Origin of the sequence: Streptomyces sp. G5(2025) (assembly GCF_049542075.1) — a bacterium.
Lineage (GTDB): Bacteria > Actinomycetota > Actinomycetes > Streptomycetales > Streptomycetaceae > Streptomyces.
The window spans coordinates 4,158,865-4,176,572 of record NZ_JBMUZT010000006.1 but is presented as its reverse complement, the minus strand read 5'-3'; the positions used below and the strand labels follow the sequence as shown (position 1 = coordinate 4,176,572).

The window sequence follows — 17,708 nt, the reverse complement described above, 5'->3', positions numbered from 1 at the left end:
GCAGCCGTGCGTTGCCTCGCGTGCAGGCAGCGTAGTCGTGCTCCGGGCCCGCTAGCTGCCCCTGTGCAGGTCCCATACCCACACGCCGTTCGCCCACTGCCCCGGGCGGCCGACGAGTGCGTCGACGGTCGTGCGCAGTTGACCGTCGTTCGGCTGCGGGGGCAGGACGAGGACGCCCGCCTTCCAGAACTTCAGGTCCTCGCGGGCCGCCGCGCGCCAGGCGGGGGTGACCTGCGGGATGCGGCCGCTCTCGCTGACCTGGCGCAGGAGGTTCGAGGTGTTGCGGGGCGAGGGACCGTAGATGCCGACGCGGTCCGGGCCCCAGGGGCCGTTGAAATAGCCGCCGGGCAGGCGGAAGCCCAGGTCGGCGGTGGTCTGCCAGTGCAGGGCCTCGGCGTGGGCGGCGTCCGGCACGGGGATCGGTACGAGCGTCTCGTCCTCGCCCAGGTGGTCGCGCCAGGTGCCCTGGGCGATGTACGGCGGCACCTCCACGCGGTCCACGGCCTTCAGCGGCGCCGGCACGATCGGCAGCAGGGCGACGGCGACGGCCGCCAGGCCCGCGTACCGGGCGGCGCCCAGCCCCTCGTAGGCACGGACGCCTTCGTACGTGGGGGCGGGCCGGGGTGTCAGCAGGCGGGCGAGGGCCAGCGCGAGCAGCATGCCGAGCGCGGGGGCGCACACCATGCCGACGCGCGACTCGATGACGGACTCGAAGAGCGGCCGGTCGGAGAGCAGCGCCCACGGGCCGGGCAGGACGATGTCCGTGAGCGGGATACGGAACTTCTGGCCGAGTGAGAGCAGCGCCGCGCCGAGCACCGTGACGGCGAGCGCCTTGACCACCGCGCGCTCCCACAGCCGGACGACGATGGCGAAGGCGAGGGCGGCGAGCGGCCAGCCGTAGAAGGCGTTCTGCTCGGTGGGGTTGATGGCGAGGGCGTCGGCGGTGTCCTTGTTGCCCGCCAGCGAGCGTTCCGCGAAGGAGAGGAAGGCGAGGGGGCTGTTGTTCGCGTGGTCGCCATGGAGCACGCTCTTGTAGCTCTGCGGACCGAAGAACTGCCAGTACAGAGGGAAGGCGACCAGGGGGAGGGTGACCGCGAGGGCGATGCCGAGGCCGCGCGCGAGCGGGCGCCAGGAGGCGCGCGCCACGTCCCGGCGCACGAGGGCGTAGGCGGCGGCGAAGAGCAGCATGCCGAGCACGGCCAGGAGCAGCGGCTCCTCACCCAGGAAGATCTGGTACGTCGTGAACAGGCCGAGGACGACGCCGTCGCGGACGACCCGGGTGCCCTCGCACAGCCGCAGCGCCCTGTCGATGATCAGCGGGATCATGAACAGGACGATGAAGTTCGGATGGGCGTTCGCGTGGCTGATCATCGGGGGCGCGAACGCGGCGAGGCCCGCTCCGACGGCGGCGGCGCCCCGGTGCGGCACGAGCCGTTTGGAGATGAGCCGGTACCAGCTGACGGCGGTGGCGGCGAGGCCGCCGGTCATCGCCACGTTCAGGGCGAGGGCCGGGCCGAAGAGCCAGGTCAGGGGTGCCAGGGGGACGGAGAGGCCGAGCATGACCGTGTTGGCCATGAGGTTCACGCCGTCGGGGAAGTTCTGGAGGGTGGTGAACAGCGGGTTGTCGAAGTTGCGGACGTTCTTGGCCGTCACCGCGAAGAACCACTCCCACTGGTTCTGGTCCTGCATGGAGTCGATCAGGTAGCGGTGGTCCGGCGACGTCCAGCGTCCCGAGTACAGGACGAACGACAGGGCCAGGAAGCAGAGCGTGGCGAGGAGGTCGGCGCGGCGGACCGCGCGGGCCTTGAGGGCGGTCAGTTCGGCGAGAACCCGTACGTAGTCCAGGGGGCGGACCTTGGAGCCCTCCTGGTGGGACCAGCGCACGGGCACCTCGGCGACCGGCCAGCCCGCCCGGCGGAAGTACTGGAGTATCTCGACGTCGATGCCCCAGCCGCGCAGCCGGGACGCGGCGAAGGCCTCGCGGGCGCGGTCGCCGTCGAAGAGCTTGAAGCCGCACTGGGTGTCGCGGATGCCGGGGACGGCGACCGAGCGTATGAGGAAGTTGCCGGTGCGGCCGAGCAGCTCGCGCAGGCGGTGCTGGTGGGCGCCGATGGTCGCGCCGGGGCGGGCGCGGGAGCCGATCGCCGCGGTGGGTCCCTCGGCGAGCGCCTTGTCGAGGTGGCCGAGTTCCTCTATGGGCGCGGCGAGGTCGGCGTCGGTGACCAGGACGCGGCGGCCGCAGGAGGCGAGGACGCCCTGGCGCAGGGCGTGGCCCTTGCCGCGGTTGCGCTCGCCGCGGATGAGCTGGACGCGGGGGTCGGCGGCGGCCGCCTCGGCGGCGATCTCCGCGGTGCGGTCGGTGGAGCCGTCGTCGACGACGATCAGCTCCCAGGCGCCCTGTTCCGAGGCGTCCAGGTGCGCGCGGATCGCGTCCAGGGTGGGGCCGAGGCGCCGTTCTTCGTTGTAGGCCGGGACGACGACCGTCAGATCGGGGCTCATGCGGCGGCCAGCCGTTCGATGAGGGTCAGGGAGTGCGCGTTGTACTCCCTGACGATCGCGTGGGCGCCCGCCGGGTCGCGGCGCACCAGGGCGTCGACCAGCTCGGTGTGCCGGGACCAGAGCGTGCCGCGCAGGTCACCGCCGCCGCTCTCGCTCCAGCGGCGCAGGTGCGTGACGGCGCAGACCCAGGACTTCACGCGCAGCCGGTGCAGGAAGTCAGAGAGGTGGGGGTTGCCGTAGAGGGCGCTCAGCTCGCGCCAGAAGCGCAGGTCGTAGCCGATCAGGACGTTCAGGTCGCCCGCGCAGGCCGCGCGGGCGGCCTCCTCGCCGCGGCGGCGTACGGAGAGCAGGGCGTCGTCGGCCATGTCGTCCCGGGACCCGCCCTTCGCCACCTCCTCCACGAGCTCGCGGAACATGCCGTCGGCCACCAGGCCGCGGGCCTGGAGCATGCCGCGGTAGTCGGCCAGGGTGTGCTCGTGGACGCGGAAACCGCGGTGCTGGTCGGCGTCGAGGAGACCCTGCGCCGTGAGGTTCACCAGGGCCTCGCGGACCGGCGTCGCGGAGACGCCGTACTGCTCGGCGATCTCCTTGACCGTGAACTCCTGGCCCGGCTCCAGCCGGCCGGCCAGGACCTCGTCGCGGAGGGCGTCGGCGATCTGCTGGCGCAGCGTGCTGCGGATGACGGCGGGGCCGTCGGGTCCGGGCATGGTGGTGGGCCTCCCCCGCGGAGTCTGACGTGGTCGCTCAGCTGACCTGATCGCTTAATGGTCGCTTCGTGCTCGCTTGTGAGCACGTCAGACTACGCGGTGAGGGTTTCGGTCCGGCTGCGGCGGTTCCCGGGGGCGGGCGCGGGGCCCGAGGCGGGCGTTCCACGCCACGTCCTGCGTCGCGTTGCGCTCCCCGCTCCACGCCACGCTCTACGCCATGTTCTACGCCACGTGTTCGTCCGCGGCGCTCAGGGCCTCGTCCAGTGCCGCGAGGCCCTCCTTGGCCTCGGCCTCGGTGATGGTGCACGGCGGGACCACGTGGGTGCGGTTCATGTTGATGAACGGCCACAGACCGTTCTTCTTCGCGGCGGCGCCGAACGCCGCCATGGGGGCGTTCGCCTCACCCGTGGCGTTGTAGGGCACCAGCGGCTCCCGGGTCTCCCTGTTCTTCACCAGCTCCAGGGCCCAGAACATGCCGAGGCCGCGCACCTCGCCGACGCTCGGGTGCCGCTCGGCGAGGTCGGCGAGGCCGGGACCGATCAGCTCGGCGCCGAGGCGGGCCGCGTTGTCGATCACGCCCTCGTCCTCCATGACGTGGATCGTGGCGACGGCGGCGGCGCAGGCCAGCGGATGGCCGGAGTAGGTGAGCCCGCCGGGGTAGGGGCGGCGGGCGAAGGTCTCGGCGATCGCGCCGGAGATGGCGACGCCGCCGAGCGGGACGTAACCGGAGTTCACACCCTTGGCGAAGGTCATCAGGTCCGGTACGACGCCCTTGAAGTGGTCCACGGCGAACCACTTGCCGGTCCGGCCGAAGCCCGCCATGACCTCGTCGAGGATGAAGACGATGCCGTACCGGTCGCAGATCTCGCGGACGCCCGCGAGGTAGCCGGGCGGCGGCGTCATGATGCCGGCGGTGCCGGGGATGGTCTCCAGGATGATCGCGGCGACGGTCTGCGGGCCCTCGAAGGCGATGGTGTCCTCCAGGTGCTGGAGGGCACGCTCGCACTCCTGCCGCTCGTTCTCCGCGTAGAAGCGGGAGCGGTAGAGGAACGGCGCCCAGAAGCGGACCACGCCCGCCGAACCGGTGTCGGAGGCCCAGCGCCGCGGGTCGCCGGTGATGTTGATGGCCTGCTGGGTGCCGCCGTGGTACGAGCGGTAGGCGGAGAGGACCTTCGCGCGGCCCGTGTGCAGACGGGCCATGCGGACGGCGTGCTCGACTGCGTCGGCGCCGCCGTTGGTAAAGAAGATCTTGTCCAGGTCGCCGGGGGTCCGCCCGGCGATGAGGCGCGCGGCCTCGGAGCGGGCCTCGACGGCGTAGGCGGGCGCGAACGTCGTCATCGTCGCCGCCTGCTCCTGGATCGCGGCGACGACCTTCGGGTGCTGGTACCCGATGTTGGTGTAGACGAGGCCGCTGGTGAAGTCGAGGTAGCGGTTCCCGTCGTAGTCCCAGAAGTAGGAGCCCTCGGCGCCGGCGATGGCCGGCGGGTCGATGAGCTCCTGGGCGGACCAGGAGTGGAAGACGTGTGCGCGGTCCGCGGCCTTCACGGCGGCGCCGGCCTGCGGGTTCGGCTGAGGGGTCATGGGGCCGAGGGTAAGTGTCCACCCAGTGGACACGACATGGGCGTCCTGTCTGACGTGTGCGGCGGAACCCGACACTGTGTCGCATGGCGGTGGACTGTGTCGCATGGCGGTGGGCGGAGGGCTCAGTCGCCATTGGCGGGGGGCAGCTCAGTCGTCGTCCCTGTCCGCCGCCACCTCGGCGTGCGGGACGCCGTCCGTCGTGCAACGGATCTCGTACGACAGGTCCTCCCGCTCGTCGTCGTCGCCCGGCTCCGCCTCCAGGCGGGCGACCGCCGCGGGGCCGCGCTCCACGTCGTCGTCGATGTGGAACCCGTCGGCGGGGCTCCAGGAGACGAGGAAGACGGCGCCGTCGGCGCGGCACTCGACGGTCGCCGCGCCGCCGGTGAAGCGGACGGTGGACCGCTCGGGGGCGGGTGGCGACGAGGGCGGGGCGACCGGCTTCTCCGCGGGCTTGTGCGAGGGCTTGCCCGAGGGCTTGCCCGAGGGCTTGCGCGGGGGAGGGGAAGCGGAGTCGCCGCCGGGAGTCCTCCGCGGTGCGGCCGGTGTCTCCGACGCCTTCGCCAGAGCCCTGCGCACCGCCGCCTCATCCAGCGGCCGGCTGTGCGCCGCGTCGCCCCCGCTGTCCGCACCGGCCAACTGCCAGGCGCCCAGCGCCCCCGCCGCCGTGCCCACGGCCACCCACGCCGCCGTGACGACGGCGCTCCGCCACTTCCTCATCCCGCCACTGTGCCGCATCGTTTCCTAACGCCCGGTTAAGACCCTGACAACGCCCCCGACAACGCCCCCGGTACAGCCCGCGGCCCGGCCCTGACTACGGTGGTTGTATGGCGCATCTTCTCGTCGTCGAGGACGACCCGCAGCTCCGCGGCGCGCTCGTGCGGGCCCTGCGCGACAAGGGGCACGCGGTGGCCACCGCCCCCAGCGGCATGGCGGGCCTCGACGCGGCCGTGACCAGCAGGCCCGACCTGGTCGTCCTGGACCTCGGGCTGCCGGACGTCGACGGGGCGCAGGTCCTGCGGATGCTGCGCGCGGTCAGCGACGTCCCCGTCATCGTGGCGACCGCCCGGGACGACGAACCGGAGATGGTCGCCGTCCTGGAGCAGGGCGCCGACGACTACATCGTCAAACCCTTCGGCGCCGCCCAACTCGACGCCCGCGTCAAGGCGGTCCTGCGGCGCCTCGGCGTGAGCGAGACCGAGGAGCCGCTGTGTGTCGGCGGCCTCCGCGTCGACCCGGCGTCCCGCGAAGTGACCCTGGACGGCGCGCCGGTCGACCTGACGCCCCGCGAGTTCGACCTCCTCGCCCATCTCGCCCGCCGCCCCGGCCAGGTCGTCTCCCGCCGCGAGCTGCTCGCCGAGGTCTGGCAGCAGCCGCTGGGCGGCGCCGACAAGACGGTGGACGTGCACCTGTCCTGGCTCCGCCGCAAGCTGGGCGAGACGGCGCAGCGCCCGCGCTATCTGCACACGGTCCGCACGGTGGGCGTGAAGCTCACGCCACCGGACGAGCCATCACCGTACGAGCCGCCACCGGACGAGCCCGTGGCCCCCGGGGACACGCACTGATGCGCCGCAGCCTCCTCCTCCTGACGGCGGCGACCACCGCGCTGGTCCTCACCGCCCTCCTCGTCCCCCTCACCCTCCTCACCCGCACCCACGCCGCCGACCGCGCCACGGCCGAGGCCACCGCACGCGCCCAGTGGGTGGCCCACGCCCTGGGGCCCGCCCTGGCCACCGCCGGTGAGCGGGAGACCGCCGAGCAGACGGTGGAGAGCGTCAACGGCAAGGACCTGCCGCGCACTTCGCTGATCCTGGCCGACGACACGGTCATCGGGCCGCGCGTCGAGAAGGACACCGCCACCACCGCCCCGGTCCGCCTGGCCCGCACCGGCCGCGCCTTCACCTATGAGCCCGCGTCCGGCGGCCGTCTGGTCCTGGTCCCCGTGCAGGGCGCGAAGAACGGCACGGCGGTCGTGCAAGTGACGCTCACCGAGCGGCAGTTGTACGCGGGCACGCTCGCCTCCTGGCTGGTCCTCGCGGGCATCGGCGTGGGCCTCGTACTCCTCGGGCTCCTGCTCGCCGACCGGCTCGGTGCCCGGCTGGTCGGCGCCACCCGCCGCCTCGCCGGTACGGCGGACCGGCTCGCCGCCGGTGACCTGACGGCACGGGCCACCCCGGAGGGCCCGCCCGAGCTGCGCCTGATCGCGGGTGAGCTGAACCGCCTCGCGGCCCGCATCGACGAACTGCTCGCCGCCGAGCGGGAGAACGCCGCCGACCTCGCCCACCGCCTGCGCACCCCGGTCGCCGCGCTGCGCCTGGACGCCGAGACGCTGCGGGACCCCAACGAGGCGCACCGCATCGCGGCGGACGTCGCCGCGCTGGAACACAGCGTCGACGACGTGATCCGCAAGGCGCGGCGCCCTCTGCGCGAGGCGCCGCGCGCGGACCTGGCGGCGGTGGCGCGCGAACGGGCGGCGTTCTGGGCGCCGTTGGCGGAGGACCAGAACCGCGCGGCCGACACCACGACGCCCGCCCACGCGGTCCCGGTGCCGGTCCCGGCCGACGAACTGGCCGCCGCGCTGGACGCGTTGATCGGCAACGTCCTCGACCACACGCCCCACGGCACGCCCTTCACCGTCACGGTCCGGCGCACCGCCTCCGGCGAGGCGGAGCTGACCGTCGCCGACGAGGGCCCGGGCTTCCCCGGCACCGCCTCCCCCGACCGGGGCACCAGCGGCGCGGGCTCCACGGGCCTCGGCCTGGACATCGCGCGCCGTACGGCTCAGGAGGCGGACGGCCGCTTCGAGACGGCGAGCACGGCCGACGGCGCCCGGGTCACGCTGACGTTCCCTCCCGCCCCGGAGACGGGGACGGAGACGGGGACGCCTGGGACGGAGACGGGGACACCTGAGACGGGGACGCCGGGCGAGGGAACGCCGTCCGTACCGCCCGCGCCCACTTGTTGATGCCCAGTTCGGGCCGGACCGCCGCGTACCCGCCGCAGTACTTGGTGAACTCCGCCGCCCGCACCCCGAAGCGGTGCAGTACCCGGTCGGCCTCGGTCAGCTGCCCCTTGGTCTTGGTCTCCACGAGGACGAGTCCGCTGTCGGCGGCGGCGGTACGTCCGGTCATCGTGTCCCGTACGACCAGACCGGCGTCGCAGGTGATGCGCTGCCCGTCGGCGACGAACGTGGCCCGCTGGTAGTCGGTGACGAGCGAGGCGGTGAGCCCCTCCGGGGCCGCTATCCCGTACGAACCCCTCAGCACACCGGCCAGGAAGCCCTGGCGCGCCTCGTCCAAAGCGTGGTCCTCGGCTTCGAGCCGCTGGCGGTGCTTGACGGTCTCGCCCCGCCCGCTCTTCAGCTTGATCTCGAACTGCCGCTCCCCGCTGTCCCGGTAGACCCGCTCCCGTATGCGGTAGCGCAGCCGCCTGCCCTGCCGGTGGTCGTGGAAGGTGCCGAGGTCGGGGGTGTCGTAGTACGTCGAGTGGTACCGGAACCAGCGCTTCCCGCCGATGCTGAGCGCCCGGAAGGGTCCGCAGGGCCGCCGGGGATCGGTCAGCAGCGCGGCGAAGTCCTGGAAGATCTCGACGGGGACCAGATAGCTGTTGTCGAAGCGGGCGAGCAGCTGCGCGCGGGCGTTCACCTCGTCCAGGGCGATGGGGTGCGCGGCGAGGGCGGCGCGGCCGATGGCGCGTACGGCGGGGTTCACACGGTCTCCTTCGGGTGGCTGGGGGCGATCGTGCGGGACCGGGTCGTGCGTCGTCGTTGCGATTCCTCATGGGGACGTCGGACCGTCTTCCGTGGGAACTCCCCGGACCGTACCGAAGGTTCCGGCTGGCGGAAGCGGACTTCCAGGATCATGAGGTCGCGTACGTAGTCGATCTCGCGCACGGTCCAGCCGAGCGGCTCCCCGAGGCGCCGCGCCAGCTCCGCGCGCAGGGCGGTCTCCTCGCGGTAGACGGCGTCCAGGGTGACGACGGCCCGCCGGTCGCAGGCGAAGAGGCGGGGATGGTCGGCGCCGTACATGACCACGAGCAGCACGGCCGAGAGCCCGGCGGCGACCGGCAGGCTCAGCGCGGGCAGCCCGCAGAGCAGGCCGAGCACCAGGGTGATGAAGTAGTACGCGACTTCCTGGTGCTGCAACGCGTCGGAGCGCAGCCGCACGATCGAGAGCACCCCGAAGAGCCCGAAGCCGAGGGCGAGTCCGCCGTCGCCGCCGACCGTCCCGAGCCCCGCGACGACCGCGAACAGGGCGACGTTCAGGGCGAGATAGGCCGGGACGAGCTCGCGCCTGCGGTGCCGCGGATAGAAGACGCCGAAGGTCAGCAGCGCGACGGCGGCCAGGTCGAGTCCCAGGTGAGCGCTGAGGGTCAGTGTGCTGTCCATGACCGGGACGGTAGGGAGCGGCGGGTTAAGGCCGCCCCTGCCGGACGTTAACGAACCTCTCGGGCCGTGGAGTACTTGCCAGCATGCTGCCATCACGACAGCATCCTTACTTACTGCTACGGCTGAGCACTGCTTACGCACGCGCTCACGTACACGCTTACGTACATCTCTCTCCCGGAGGCGCGTATGTCCCGCAAGCCTGTACACCTGGCCGTCTACGACACCTTCGCCGACTGGGAGACCGGCCACACCACGGCGTGGCTCGCCCGCGTCGGCTACGAGATCCGCACGGTCGCCCCGTCCGCCGCCCCCGTCACCTCGATCGGCGGCCTGCGCGTCCAGCCCGGCCTCTCCCTCTCCGAACTGCGCCCCGACGACAGCTCCCTGCTGATCCTGCCGGGCGCCGACCTGTGGGACACGAGCGACGACCTCGCGCCGTTCGCCCGCGCGGCCCGCGCGTTCCTCGACGCGGGCGTGCCGGTCGGCGCGATCTGCGGCGCCACGGCGGGCATCGCCCGCGAGGGCCTGCTCGACGACCGGGCGCACACCAGCGCCGCGCCCCTGTACCTGGCGGCCTGCGGCTACCGGGGCGGCGAGCGGTACGTCGAGGCCGACGCGGTCACCGACGGCGACCTGATCACGGCCGGCCCGACCGAGCCGGTCGCCTTCGCGCGGGAGGTCTTCGGGCGGCTCGGCGACGTCTTCGAGGGCGAGAAGCTCGACGCGTGGTACCGCCTCTTCCACGACTCGGACCCGGCGGCGTACGAGACGCTGAACGCGTAGGCGGGGGCGAGGAAGTGAACGCCGACGACATGCGAAGCCGCGCCCAACAGGACCTGCTGAGCCGCACCGCCCTGACCGTTTTCCGGCTGAACGGCCAGTTCCTCGCTCGGTCCGAGGAGCTGGCGCGGCCCGCGGGACTCACCGCCGCCTGGTGGCAGGTGCTCGGCGCCGTGCTGCGCGAGCCGCTGCCGGTGGCGGGGATCGCCCGCGCGATGGGCATCACGCGCCAGAGCGTGCAGCGCGTGGCGGACCTCCTCGTGGCCAAGGGCCTCGCCGAGTACGCGCCGAACCCCGCGCACCGCCGCGCCAAACTCCTGCGCCCGACGGAGCACGGCAGGGCGGCCGTGGCGAGGATCGACCCGGCGCACGCGGAGCTGGCGGGTTGGCTGGCGGCGGTGCTCGGTGAGGACGAGTTCGCCGATACGGTACGCGTGTTGGAACGCCTGTCCGAGGTGCTGGACGCGCTCTCGGACCCGGCGGCGGAACCTGCCACGGAGCCGGTTTCGGAACCCGTTACGGAACCGTAGAGAGCCGGGCGGCTCCCTCTGTCGTAGTGCCGCACTATTCTCACTCTGTTGCACACCAATGGGGGGAGGTCGGTGCGGCGATGGAAAAGCTCGGGCCAGGGGATCCGCAGCGGATCGGCGCGTATCGGCTGCTGGCGCGGCTCGGCGCGGGCGGCATGGGGCAGGTCTATCTCGCGCGGTCCGGCAGGGGCCGCACGGTCGCGGTCAAGCTGGTCCGCGAGGAACTCGCCGAACAGGACGAGTTCAGGAACCGTTTCCGGCAGGAAGTGCTGGCCGCACGGCGGGTCGGCGGAGCCTGGACGGCGCCGGTCCTCGACGCGGACACCGAGGCGGCGATCCCCTGGGTCGCCACCGGCTACGTCGCCGGGCCCTCGCTCCAGAGCGTCGTCTCGCGCGACCACGGACCGCTGCCCGAACGGTCCGTGAACATCCTCGCGGCCGGCCTCGCCAACGCCCTGAGGGACATCCACGCGGCGGGCATCGTCCACCGCGACCTCAAGCCGTCGAACGTCCTGGTCACGATCGACGGCCCGCGCGTCATCGACTTCGGCATCGCCCGCGCCCTGGAGACGGTCACCGACGGCGGTCTGACCCGCACGGGCGCGCTGGTCGGCTCGCCCGGCTTCATGGCGCCCGAGCAGGTGCGCGGCGACCGGATCACGCCGGCCTGCGACGTGTTCTGCCTCGGCTCCGTCCTTGCGTACGCGGCCTCGGGCGCGCTGCCCTTCGGCACGGCCAACAGCGGGGTGCACGCCCTGATGTTCCGCATCGCGCAGGAGGAGCCGGACCTGTCGGGGCTCCCCGAGAACCTGGCCGAGCTGATCGCGCTCTGCCTGCGCAAGGACCCCGCGTCCCGGCCCACCCTCGACGACGTCCTGGAGCGGACCGGCGCGCAGGACACCCTCAGCGAGGGCGGCCGCACGCTCGACCCCTGGCTGCCGGGTGCGCTCGTCGCCCAACTGGGGCGGCACGCCGTGCAGTTGCTGGACGCGGAGGATCCGGACGAGGCGGGGGCCGCGGGGTCGCCGGATGCCGGTGAGGGCAAGGGCGACAGTCCCGTGGCAGGGGCTGGCGTGGCCGGTTCCTCTGCGGCCGGCTCTGCCCAGGGCGGCCCTGAGGACAGCCACGCCTCTCAGGACAGCCACGCCTCGCAGGGCAGGGCCCCCGGGTCCGGCCCGGACAAGGCGGTCCCCGCGGCCCCGGACGCCGCGCCCACGCCACCGCCTCCGGGAGCGCCCGGCGCCGCGCCCCTCGACCACCTGCCCACCATGGTCGCCGGCCAGGCCCCGCCGCCCTCGCCGCCGCCCGGCGCCCCCTCGTACGGCTATCCCCAGCACGCCCAGCAGCACCCGCAGCATCCGCCGCACCCGCAGCCGGCCGCCTACGGCTACCCCCAGCAGCCCCCGCCCGGCTATGGCCCCACGCCTCCCTACGGCCCCGGCCTCTACACCCCCGTGCCCGCACCGGCACCCGAGCCGCCGCCGCGCCGCAGCGGCCGGTCGACCGCCGCGCTGGTCGCCGTCGCGTTGATAGTGGCCATAGGAGCGGGCGGCACGGTCTACGCCGTCATGAACGGCGACAGCGGCGAGAAGAAGAACGACTCCAGGAACTCCGCGAGCAGCGACCCGTCGGACCAGGACCCGGACCCCACCTCACCGTCACCGGACCGGACCAGCCCGGACCCGACCAGCCCCGACCCGACCAGCCCCGACCCGTCGCCCTCCACGGAGGACGACGAGGAAGGCGCCGTACCGGACAAGTTCCTGGGCTCGTGGTCCGGCGGCCTCGACAACAAGCACGGCCACCACACGCGCCGCCTCACCCTCCAGCAGGGCGAGACCGGCGACACGACCCTGTCCCTGACGGCGGAGGGACCACTGGAGACCGGCGGCACCTACCGCTGCGTCTTCGAGGGCGAGTTGGAGTCCGCCTCCGACGAGCGGCTGCACATCGGCCCCACCAGGATCACGGTCGGCGAGCCCATGTCGGCCTGCACCCCCGGCGAGCCCAGCGTCGTGACGATCCTCGGCAACGGCAAGCTGCGCCGCGCGAATACGGACGGCAAGGGCGAGTTGACGTACGACAAGGCCGGCTGAACGGGCCGTTCCGGCCGAACCGGCTGAACCCGCGGCGAACAACGTCCGACGGTCCGGCGAAGGCGGCCCCCGGCTCGCGCGGGCCGCCTACCCTCACCGCCCATGGAGTGGTTGAGCACCGAAAACACCATCGCCGTGCTCACGGCCGTCCTCGGCCTGCTCGCGACCGTCGGCGCGCTCTGGTACGAACGCCGGGTGCCGCGGCGGAAACGTATCGGCTACCGCGTCCAGATGGACACGGCCATAGGGGACAACGTCCGCACGGGCGGCGCCAACGCGCGCCTCGGCCTGTTCGACGAGACCCCCGAGATGTCCGACGCCACCCTCGTCCTGCTCCGCGTCGAGAACGACGGCTCGCAGGCCGTGTCCGACTCCGACTACACCGGCCGGGCCCTGCACGGGCTGACCGCCGTCTTCACCGGCCGCACCATCCGCGGCCTCGCCGTGACCGCGCCGACCGGCGCCGACCACCTGATGGAGCACTTCACGGCGGGCGCGGGCCTGCGGTACGAGGGCAGCACGCTGCACATCCCGCGCGTCCCGCTCAACAGGGGCCAGCACTACAAGCTGCTCGTCCTGCTCACCGGCGGGCCCGTGGGCGGCGAGGTCACCATGTCCGGCGGCATCCAGGCGGGCGAGGTGGTGCCCAACCGCTCGACGACGCCCGACGACAAGCCGCCGCTGCTCTCCCGGCCCGCGCGGCTCCTGACCGTCCTGCTCACCCTCTCCGTGGTCACGCTCGCCTCGATCATCGTGCTGCGCGACGCGGACCCGCCGCCCATCGAGTGCGCGACGGGCGAGCTGACGGTGCTCGGCTCGACGGCGTTCGCACCGGTCGCCGAGGAGCTGGCGGACAAATACGAGAAGGACTGTCCGGGCTCCGACATCACGGTGAGCGCGCACGGCAGCGCGGCGGGCGTGCGCGAACTGGACGACGAGGGGAAGAAGGCCGCCGGCGAAGACCGTACGACGGGGAAGGGCTCCCCTCCTCTCCTCACCTTCTCCGACGGCCCCAAGTCCGACGGTTTCCCGCGTCTGGCGGAGACGCGGGTGGCGGTCTCCGTCTTCGCGCTCGTCCTCAACGACCGTGTGCCGCTGCGGAATCTGAGCCGGCTCCAGGTGCGCCGCCTCTACCGGGGCGACGTACGCAACTGGAAGGAACTCGGCGGCCCCGACCTGCCCGTCGTCCTGGTGAGCCGTGGGTCGAGCTCCGGCACGCGTGACACGCTCCAACGCCGGGTGCTGGGCGGCGACTTCGAGATCAAGGCGTCGTCCAACGACTGCCTGGGCAAGGACGACCGGTCCGTGCCCGTGACGCGCTGCGAGCTGGACTCCACGGATCAGGTCCTGGACGCGGTGGGCCGCATACCCGGCGCCATCGGCTACAGCGAACTGCGCGCTGCCGAGGGGCTGACGGGCCTGCACCGCCTCGACCTGGACGGCCACGAGCCGTCGGTCGAGCAGCTGGCGGAGAGCGGCTACCCGTACCGCGAGATCGAGTACGCGTACACCTACGGGCAGCCCCCCGCGGACTCCCTGGCCTCCAGCTTCCTCGCCTACGCCCGCGGCACCGGCCTGGACGTCATCCGCACCCATGGCCACCTGCCGTGCGCGACGCCGGAGGGCTTGCGGATCTGCGGGGACGAGGCCGGGGGGTGAGCGGGGCGGGCCCTCGGCTTGGGCCCGCCCCGCCCTACCTCACGGCAGCCGGATCGTCCGCACCAGCGGCATGTCCGCGTACAAATCCGGATCGGTCGTCACCACGGGCCGGCCGTCCGGCCAGTCGGGCGTCGGCCGGGACAGGTGGACCGCCTGCCCCAGTCGCCACTCGACGCCGTCACGCAAGAGCGCGCCCAAGGCCGAGGCTCCGGCGAAGTTCAGCTCGACGATCTCGGCGGCGGGCAGCGCGCCCACGTGCTCGGCGAGCCCCTTCCGCATCCCGTCGGCCGCCGCGAGGCAGAGCGCCGGTACGTAGACGTGCCGGGTGGGCCCGTGCTCGGTGTTGGAGATGAACTGGGAGGCGAGCCGGTTGCCCGACCCCAGGGCGAGCAGGGCGGTCTGGTCGTAGATCACCGCCGTCGACCCGCTCACAGGCTGTCCACGGGCCGACCGGCCTCCAGGTCCTGCCAGGCCTTCTCGGCCCTGTCGTGGTCCTCGTCCGTCAGCGTCACGCCGAAGTGCGTCTCGCAGTACGCCTTGGCCTCCTCGTACCGCTTCTGAAGCTCCTCCTTGGTGGGCGTGGCGCCCGCCAGCTCAGCGATCAGATCACGCATGGTCATCCCGCGCTCGCGGGCGAGCACCATGAGCCGGTCGCGCACAGCGGGGTCAACCTTGACGGTGGTGTCAGCCATGACGACAGTATACCTCCGGTATACCGTCTCGGGCCGCTCAAGCAACGTGGTCATTCCGTTCCTTTCGGTGGGTGGACCCGGCCTCGCGGGTGCGGGCCGGGAGTCTGATGCCTGGGTCAGGCGAGCAACGGCACGGCGCCGCCCCGCAGCGCCGCTCTCGCCGCCATCCCGCCCCGCAGCGCCGCCGCGACGAACCCCGGCTCCCCCGGCGCCCGCCTCTCCTCGCCCTCGCGGGGCGCTCGCGGCGGGGGCGGCGAAGCCGGCAGCTTCCGTCGCAGCCGGTCCTTGAGCAGCGCGGCGGCCGAGTACACGCGCGGCGGCAGCCCCTGCGTCAGCGCGGCCCGCACCGCCGCGTCGCTCGCGCCGACCGCCCACCACTCCTCGACGAGCGGCGCGAGGCGGGCGGCCTCGGCGGCGCCGATCGCGAGCCGGGGTTCGCGCCTCCCGAGGGAGGCCAGCAACTGGGCCGCGGGCCCCGGCGGTTCCGCGTCGCGCGGCTGCGGCTGCGGCTGCGCCTCCGGGGAGGGAGGTTTTTCTTCCCTGGTCTTTTCTCCCGAAGGGAGAGGGCCCGCCGCCGCGGAGGGCGACACGCCGGGGGCCAGGTTTTGAACTTTTTCACCGTCACCCTCTGGGGGCTTCTCGTCGTACGGAGTATCGAAGACCTCGTAGACGGTGAAGAGTTGCTTAGTCTCCGGGTCCTTGCGGACGACTCGCTTCAAGTACCGGGATTCCTCCAGCTCACGCAGGGCGGCGGCGACCCGCATCCGCCCTTCCTTGCGTTGCTCGGCGAGCGAACGGACTGTGGCGCGGGCGCCGTTGGGCAGGCTGAGGAGGTACATCAGTACGCCTGCCGCGCACCAGGAGATGGACCTGTCGCGGAGAAGAGAGTTGGCGAAGCTGGAGAACGCGCGCGTGGGCGTCGTACGATGGATACGCATCTGGAGGTGTTTGCTCCGGGTGTCGAGCCCCCAGGTGTTCCCGCACCGTGGGGGCAATCTCATGCGCCGCCGACCGGCCGCGCTGTTGGCGGCGACTCTATGCCCCTGCAAAGTGGCGCACGCAAGTCTGAACTCCCGTTTCAGCAGCTCGCGTTCATCAACTTCACTCGTGCGAGTTAAGCGCGGCGCGCAGCAGCAGCGTGTGTACGCGGCGGTCCGCGCCGCTGGGCCGGTAGCGCCAGCTGGGCGGCCAGGTATGGCCCTCCAGCGCGGGTACCGGTACGTACGAGACGTGCCCCTGCCCGGCCGTCAGGCGGGTGACCCCGTCCGGCCACGACCGGTGCGACGTACTGCCGACCGCCACGAGGAAGTACACCGCGCGGCGCCCGTTCTCCTCCTGGACGATCGGCCCAGGATGGCCGCCCGTGAGCCACGCCAGCTCGTCGGCGATGGCACGGCCGGGGTCGCCGTCGACCCGTACGGCGTCGAACTGAACGCCCGCCTTGCGGAGTTGGAGGCCGGTGCGAGGGAGCCAGTCGGCCTGCACGTTGTACGTGTTCATGGGTTCAGCCAAGCGGTGGCGGGATAGCTTTTCCATGACTCTGCGTCGACTGCCGTGCACGGTCGGATACGGGCCGAGTGTGGTTGAGGCCGGTTGAGATCGGTTGAGATCCGGTGAGTTCGGAATACTTTCGGAGGTGACCGCGATGGCGCGGTCCGCGAACAAGGACGAGGCGGGCGGGGTCACGCACCTCGTCGCCGCCCTGGCCAGGGCCCTGCGGGAGCAGCAGCGGCTTTCCCAGACCGAGGTGGGTGCCATGACGGGCTATACGGCGTCCGCGATCAGCGCGATGGAGACGTGCGCGCAGCCGGCCAGTGATCAGATGCTCGTCAAGTTGGAGGGGGCGATCGGCTGCGGTCTGGGGGTGTTCGACAAGGCGCGGCAGTACATCCTGATGGACAAGTACCCTCCGCAGTTCAAGGACTTCTCTCTGATGGAGGCGCAGGCGGTCACGCTGTCCTCGTACCAGACGTACGTCGTGGACGGGCTCTTCCAGAGCGAGGATTACGCGCGTGCGCTGATCGGCGGTGGCTACCCGAAGCTGCCCGAGGCCAAGGTGGAGGAGCTGGTCGAGGCCCGCATGGCCCGCAAGGCCCTCTTCGACCGCGAGCCGACCGCGATGGTCGAACTGATCCTCGACGAGTCGGTGCTACGGCGGCCGTTCGGGAGCTGGGACGTTCTGCGCGGGCAACTGCGCTCGCTCGCCGAAGATGCCCAGCGGGACAATGTCAGCATCCAGGTGCTGCCCTTGGAGCGCGGGCTGCGCGGCACTCATGCGGGGGCTCGTGGCGACATGATTCTGGTGGAGACCAAGGAACACCACCACGTGGTCTACCTGGAGATCGAGGACGAGAGCCACCTCGTCAGCGATCCCGCCAAGGCATCCCAACTCGCCCACCGTTATGCGAAGATCCGAACACAGGCTCTGAGCCCGGACGACTCGCTGAGCCTCATCGAGCGGCTGGCAGGAGAAGAACGGTCATGAGCAGCACTCTGTGGTGGTTCAAGTCGAGCTACAGCAACGACAGCGGCGGCCAGTGCCTCGAAGTCGCCTACGAGTGGCGCAAGTCGAGTTACAGCAACGACAGCGGCGGGAACTGCGTCGAGATCGCCCCCTGCCCCCAAGCCACCACCTCCACCACCCACATCCGCGACTCCAAGAACCCCGAGGGCCCCACCCTCGCCGTCTCGGCGGACGCCTGGACCGCGTTCCTCTCCTGGGCCGAGTAGGGCTCCCCCGCGCGGTGGAGGCGGACCGGCCCCGGAGGTGATCCACCGGG

At 72.4% G+C, this 17,708-nt stretch carries 17 protein-coding genes and 1 pseudogene; 8 read left to right on the top strand and 10 right to left on the bottom strand.

The genetic code is table 11. The annotated features are described in order from the left end of the window. Positions 1-51: 51 nt before the first annotated feature. The 4 genes from ACOBQB_RS29795 to ACOBQB_RS29780 all read right to left on the bottom strand — a co-directional run bounded on the left by ACOBQB_RS29795 (position 52) and on the right by ACOBQB_RS29780 (position 5,504). Positions 52-2,499 carry a dolichyl-phosphate beta-glucosyltransferase gene (locus tag ACOBQB_RS29795; protein ID WP_423595987.1) on the bottom strand — a complete coding sequence of 816 codons (2,448 nt, stop codon included), beginning with the start codon at positions 2,497-2,499 and terminating at the stop codon, positions 52-54. Further along, a complete protein-coding gene (locus ACOBQB_RS29790) occupies positions 2,496-3,206 on the bottom strand; it encodes a GntR family transcriptional regulator (protein ID WP_423595985.1) in 711 nt (236 codons plus the stop codon). Before ACOBQB_RS29790 ends, ACOBQB_RS29795 begins: the two co-directional genes overlap by 4 nt. Before the next feature lie 222 nt (positions 3,207-3,428). After that, a complete protein-coding gene (locus ACOBQB_RS29785; RefSeq protein ID WP_423595983.1) occupies positions 3,429-4,787 on the bottom strand; it encodes an aspartate aminotransferase family protein in 1,359 nt (452 codons plus the stop codon). Between the two features lie 147 nt (positions 4,788-4,934). Beyond that, positions 4,935-5,504 (bottom strand): hypothetical protein, encoded by a 570-nt coding sequence (locus tag ACOBQB_RS29780; RefSeq protein ID WP_423595981.1) that lies wholly within the window; start codon positions 5,502-5,504, stop codon positions 4,935-4,937. A gap of 107 nt (positions 5,505-5,611) precedes the next feature. Between ACOBQB_RS29780 and ACOBQB_RS29775 the strand changes: the two genes are divergently transcribed. Both ACOBQB_RS29775 and ACOBQB_RS29770 read left to right on the top strand, forming a co-directional pair. Continuing rightward, a complete protein-coding gene (locus ACOBQB_RS29775) occupies positions 5,612-6,349 on the top strand; it encodes a response regulator transcription factor (RefSeq protein WP_423595979.1) in 738 nt (245 codons plus the stop codon). Then, a pseudogene (locus ACOBQB_RS29770) lies at positions 6,349-7,578 on the top strand (sensor histidine kinase); the annotation flags it as partial. The gene ACOBQB_RS29775 and the pseudogene ACOBQB_RS29770, both read left to right, overlap by 1 nt. A gap of 40 nt (positions 7,579-7,618) precedes the next feature. On the opposite strand, the gene ACOBQB_RS29765 reads toward ACOBQB_RS29770, so the two are convergent. Together ACOBQB_RS29765 and ACOBQB_RS29760 are read right to left on the bottom strand one after the other, a co-directional pair. Next, positions 7,619-8,494, bottom strand: coding sequence for a VTC domain-containing protein (locus ACOBQB_RS29765; protein ID WP_423595977.1), 876 nt, complete (start codon positions 8,492-8,494; stop codon positions 7,619-7,621). Then, entirely contained in the window at positions 8,491-9,171 is a 681-nt protein-coding gene (locus ACOBQB_RS29760) for a DUF4956 domain-containing protein (protein WP_423595975.1), read from the bottom strand. The genes ACOBQB_RS29765 and ACOBQB_RS29760 overlap by 4 nt, the downstream gene beginning before the upstream one ends. A gap of 186 nt (positions 9,172-9,357) precedes the next feature. Here ACOBQB_RS29760 and ACOBQB_RS29755 point away from each other — a divergent pair, with 186 nt between their 5' ends. The 4 genes from ACOBQB_RS29755 to ACOBQB_RS29740 all read left to right on the top strand — a co-directional run bounded on the left by ACOBQB_RS29755 (position 9,358) and on the right by ACOBQB_RS29740 (position 14,236). Next, positions 9,358-9,954, top strand: coding sequence for a DJ-1/PfpI family protein (locus tag ACOBQB_RS29755; protein WP_423595973.1), 597 nt, complete (start codon positions 9,358-9,360; stop codon positions 9,952-9,954). A gap of 29 nt (positions 9,955-9,983) precedes the next feature. Next, complete coding sequence (locus ACOBQB_RS29750; protein WP_423598843.1) at positions 9,984-10,481, top strand: MarR family winged helix-turn-helix transcriptional regulator; 498 nt, start codon at positions 9,984-9,986, stop codon at positions 10,479-10,481. 80 nt (positions 10,482-10,561) lie between these two features. Then, the gene (locus ACOBQB_RS29745) at positions 10,562-12,577 is read left to right on the top strand and encodes a serine/threonine-protein kinase (protein ID WP_423595971.1); all 2,016 of its coding nucleotides are present in this window, start codon (positions 10,562-10,564) and stop codon (positions 12,575-12,577) included. Positions 12,578-12,679: 102 nt separating this feature from the next. Beyond that, complete coding sequence (locus ACOBQB_RS29740; RefSeq protein WP_423595969.1) at positions 12,680-14,236, top strand: substrate-binding domain-containing protein; 1,557 nt, start codon at positions 12,680-12,682, stop codon at positions 14,234-14,236. Between the two features lie 39 nt (positions 14,237-14,275). Here the strand turns inward: ACOBQB_RS29740 and ACOBQB_RS29735 are convergent, their stop codons facing one another. The 4 genes from ACOBQB_RS29735 to ACOBQB_RS29720 all read right to left on the bottom strand — a co-directional run bounded on the left by ACOBQB_RS29735 (position 14,276) and on the right by ACOBQB_RS29720 (position 16,428). Beyond that, on the bottom strand, positions 14,276-14,668 hold the full coding sequence (locus tag ACOBQB_RS29735) for a hypothetical protein (RefSeq protein WP_423595967.1): 393 nt from the start codon (positions 14,666-14,668) through the stop codon (positions 14,276-14,278). Then, the gene (locus tag ACOBQB_RS29730; protein ID WP_223775842.1) at positions 14,665-14,928 is read right to left on the bottom strand and encodes a hypothetical protein; all 264 of its coding nucleotides are present in this window, start codon (positions 14,926-14,928) and stop codon (positions 14,665-14,667) included. Before ACOBQB_RS29730 ends, ACOBQB_RS29735 begins: the two co-directional genes overlap by 4 nt. A 116-nt stretch (positions 14,929-15,044) precedes the next feature. Further along, the gene (locus tag ACOBQB_RS29725; RefSeq protein ID WP_423595964.1) at positions 15,045-15,866 is read right to left on the bottom strand and encodes a hypothetical protein; all 822 of its coding nucleotides are present in this window, start codon (positions 15,864-15,866) and stop codon (positions 15,045-15,047) included. 163 nt (positions 15,867-16,029) lie between these two features. After that, the gene (locus tag ACOBQB_RS29720) at positions 16,030-16,428 is read right to left on the bottom strand and encodes a hypothetical protein (protein WP_423595962.1); all 399 of its coding nucleotides are present in this window, start codon (positions 16,426-16,428) and stop codon (positions 16,030-16,032) included. 145 nt (positions 16,429-16,573) lie between these two features. Here ACOBQB_RS29720 and ACOBQB_RS29715 point away from each other — a divergent pair, with 145 nt between their 5' ends. After that, entirely contained in the window at positions 16,574-17,413 is an 840-nt protein-coding gene (locus ACOBQB_RS29715) for a Scr1 family TA system antitoxin-like transcriptional regulator (RefSeq protein WP_423595960.1), read from the top strand. Beyond that, positions 17,410-17,658 (top strand): DUF397 domain-containing protein, encoded by a 249-nt coding sequence (locus ACOBQB_RS29710; RefSeq protein WP_423595958.1) that lies wholly within the window; start codon positions 17,410-17,412, stop codon positions 17,656-17,658. The genes ACOBQB_RS29715 and ACOBQB_RS29710 overlap by 4 nt, the downstream gene beginning before the upstream one ends. Positions 17,659-17,708 lie beyond the last annotated feature (50 nt).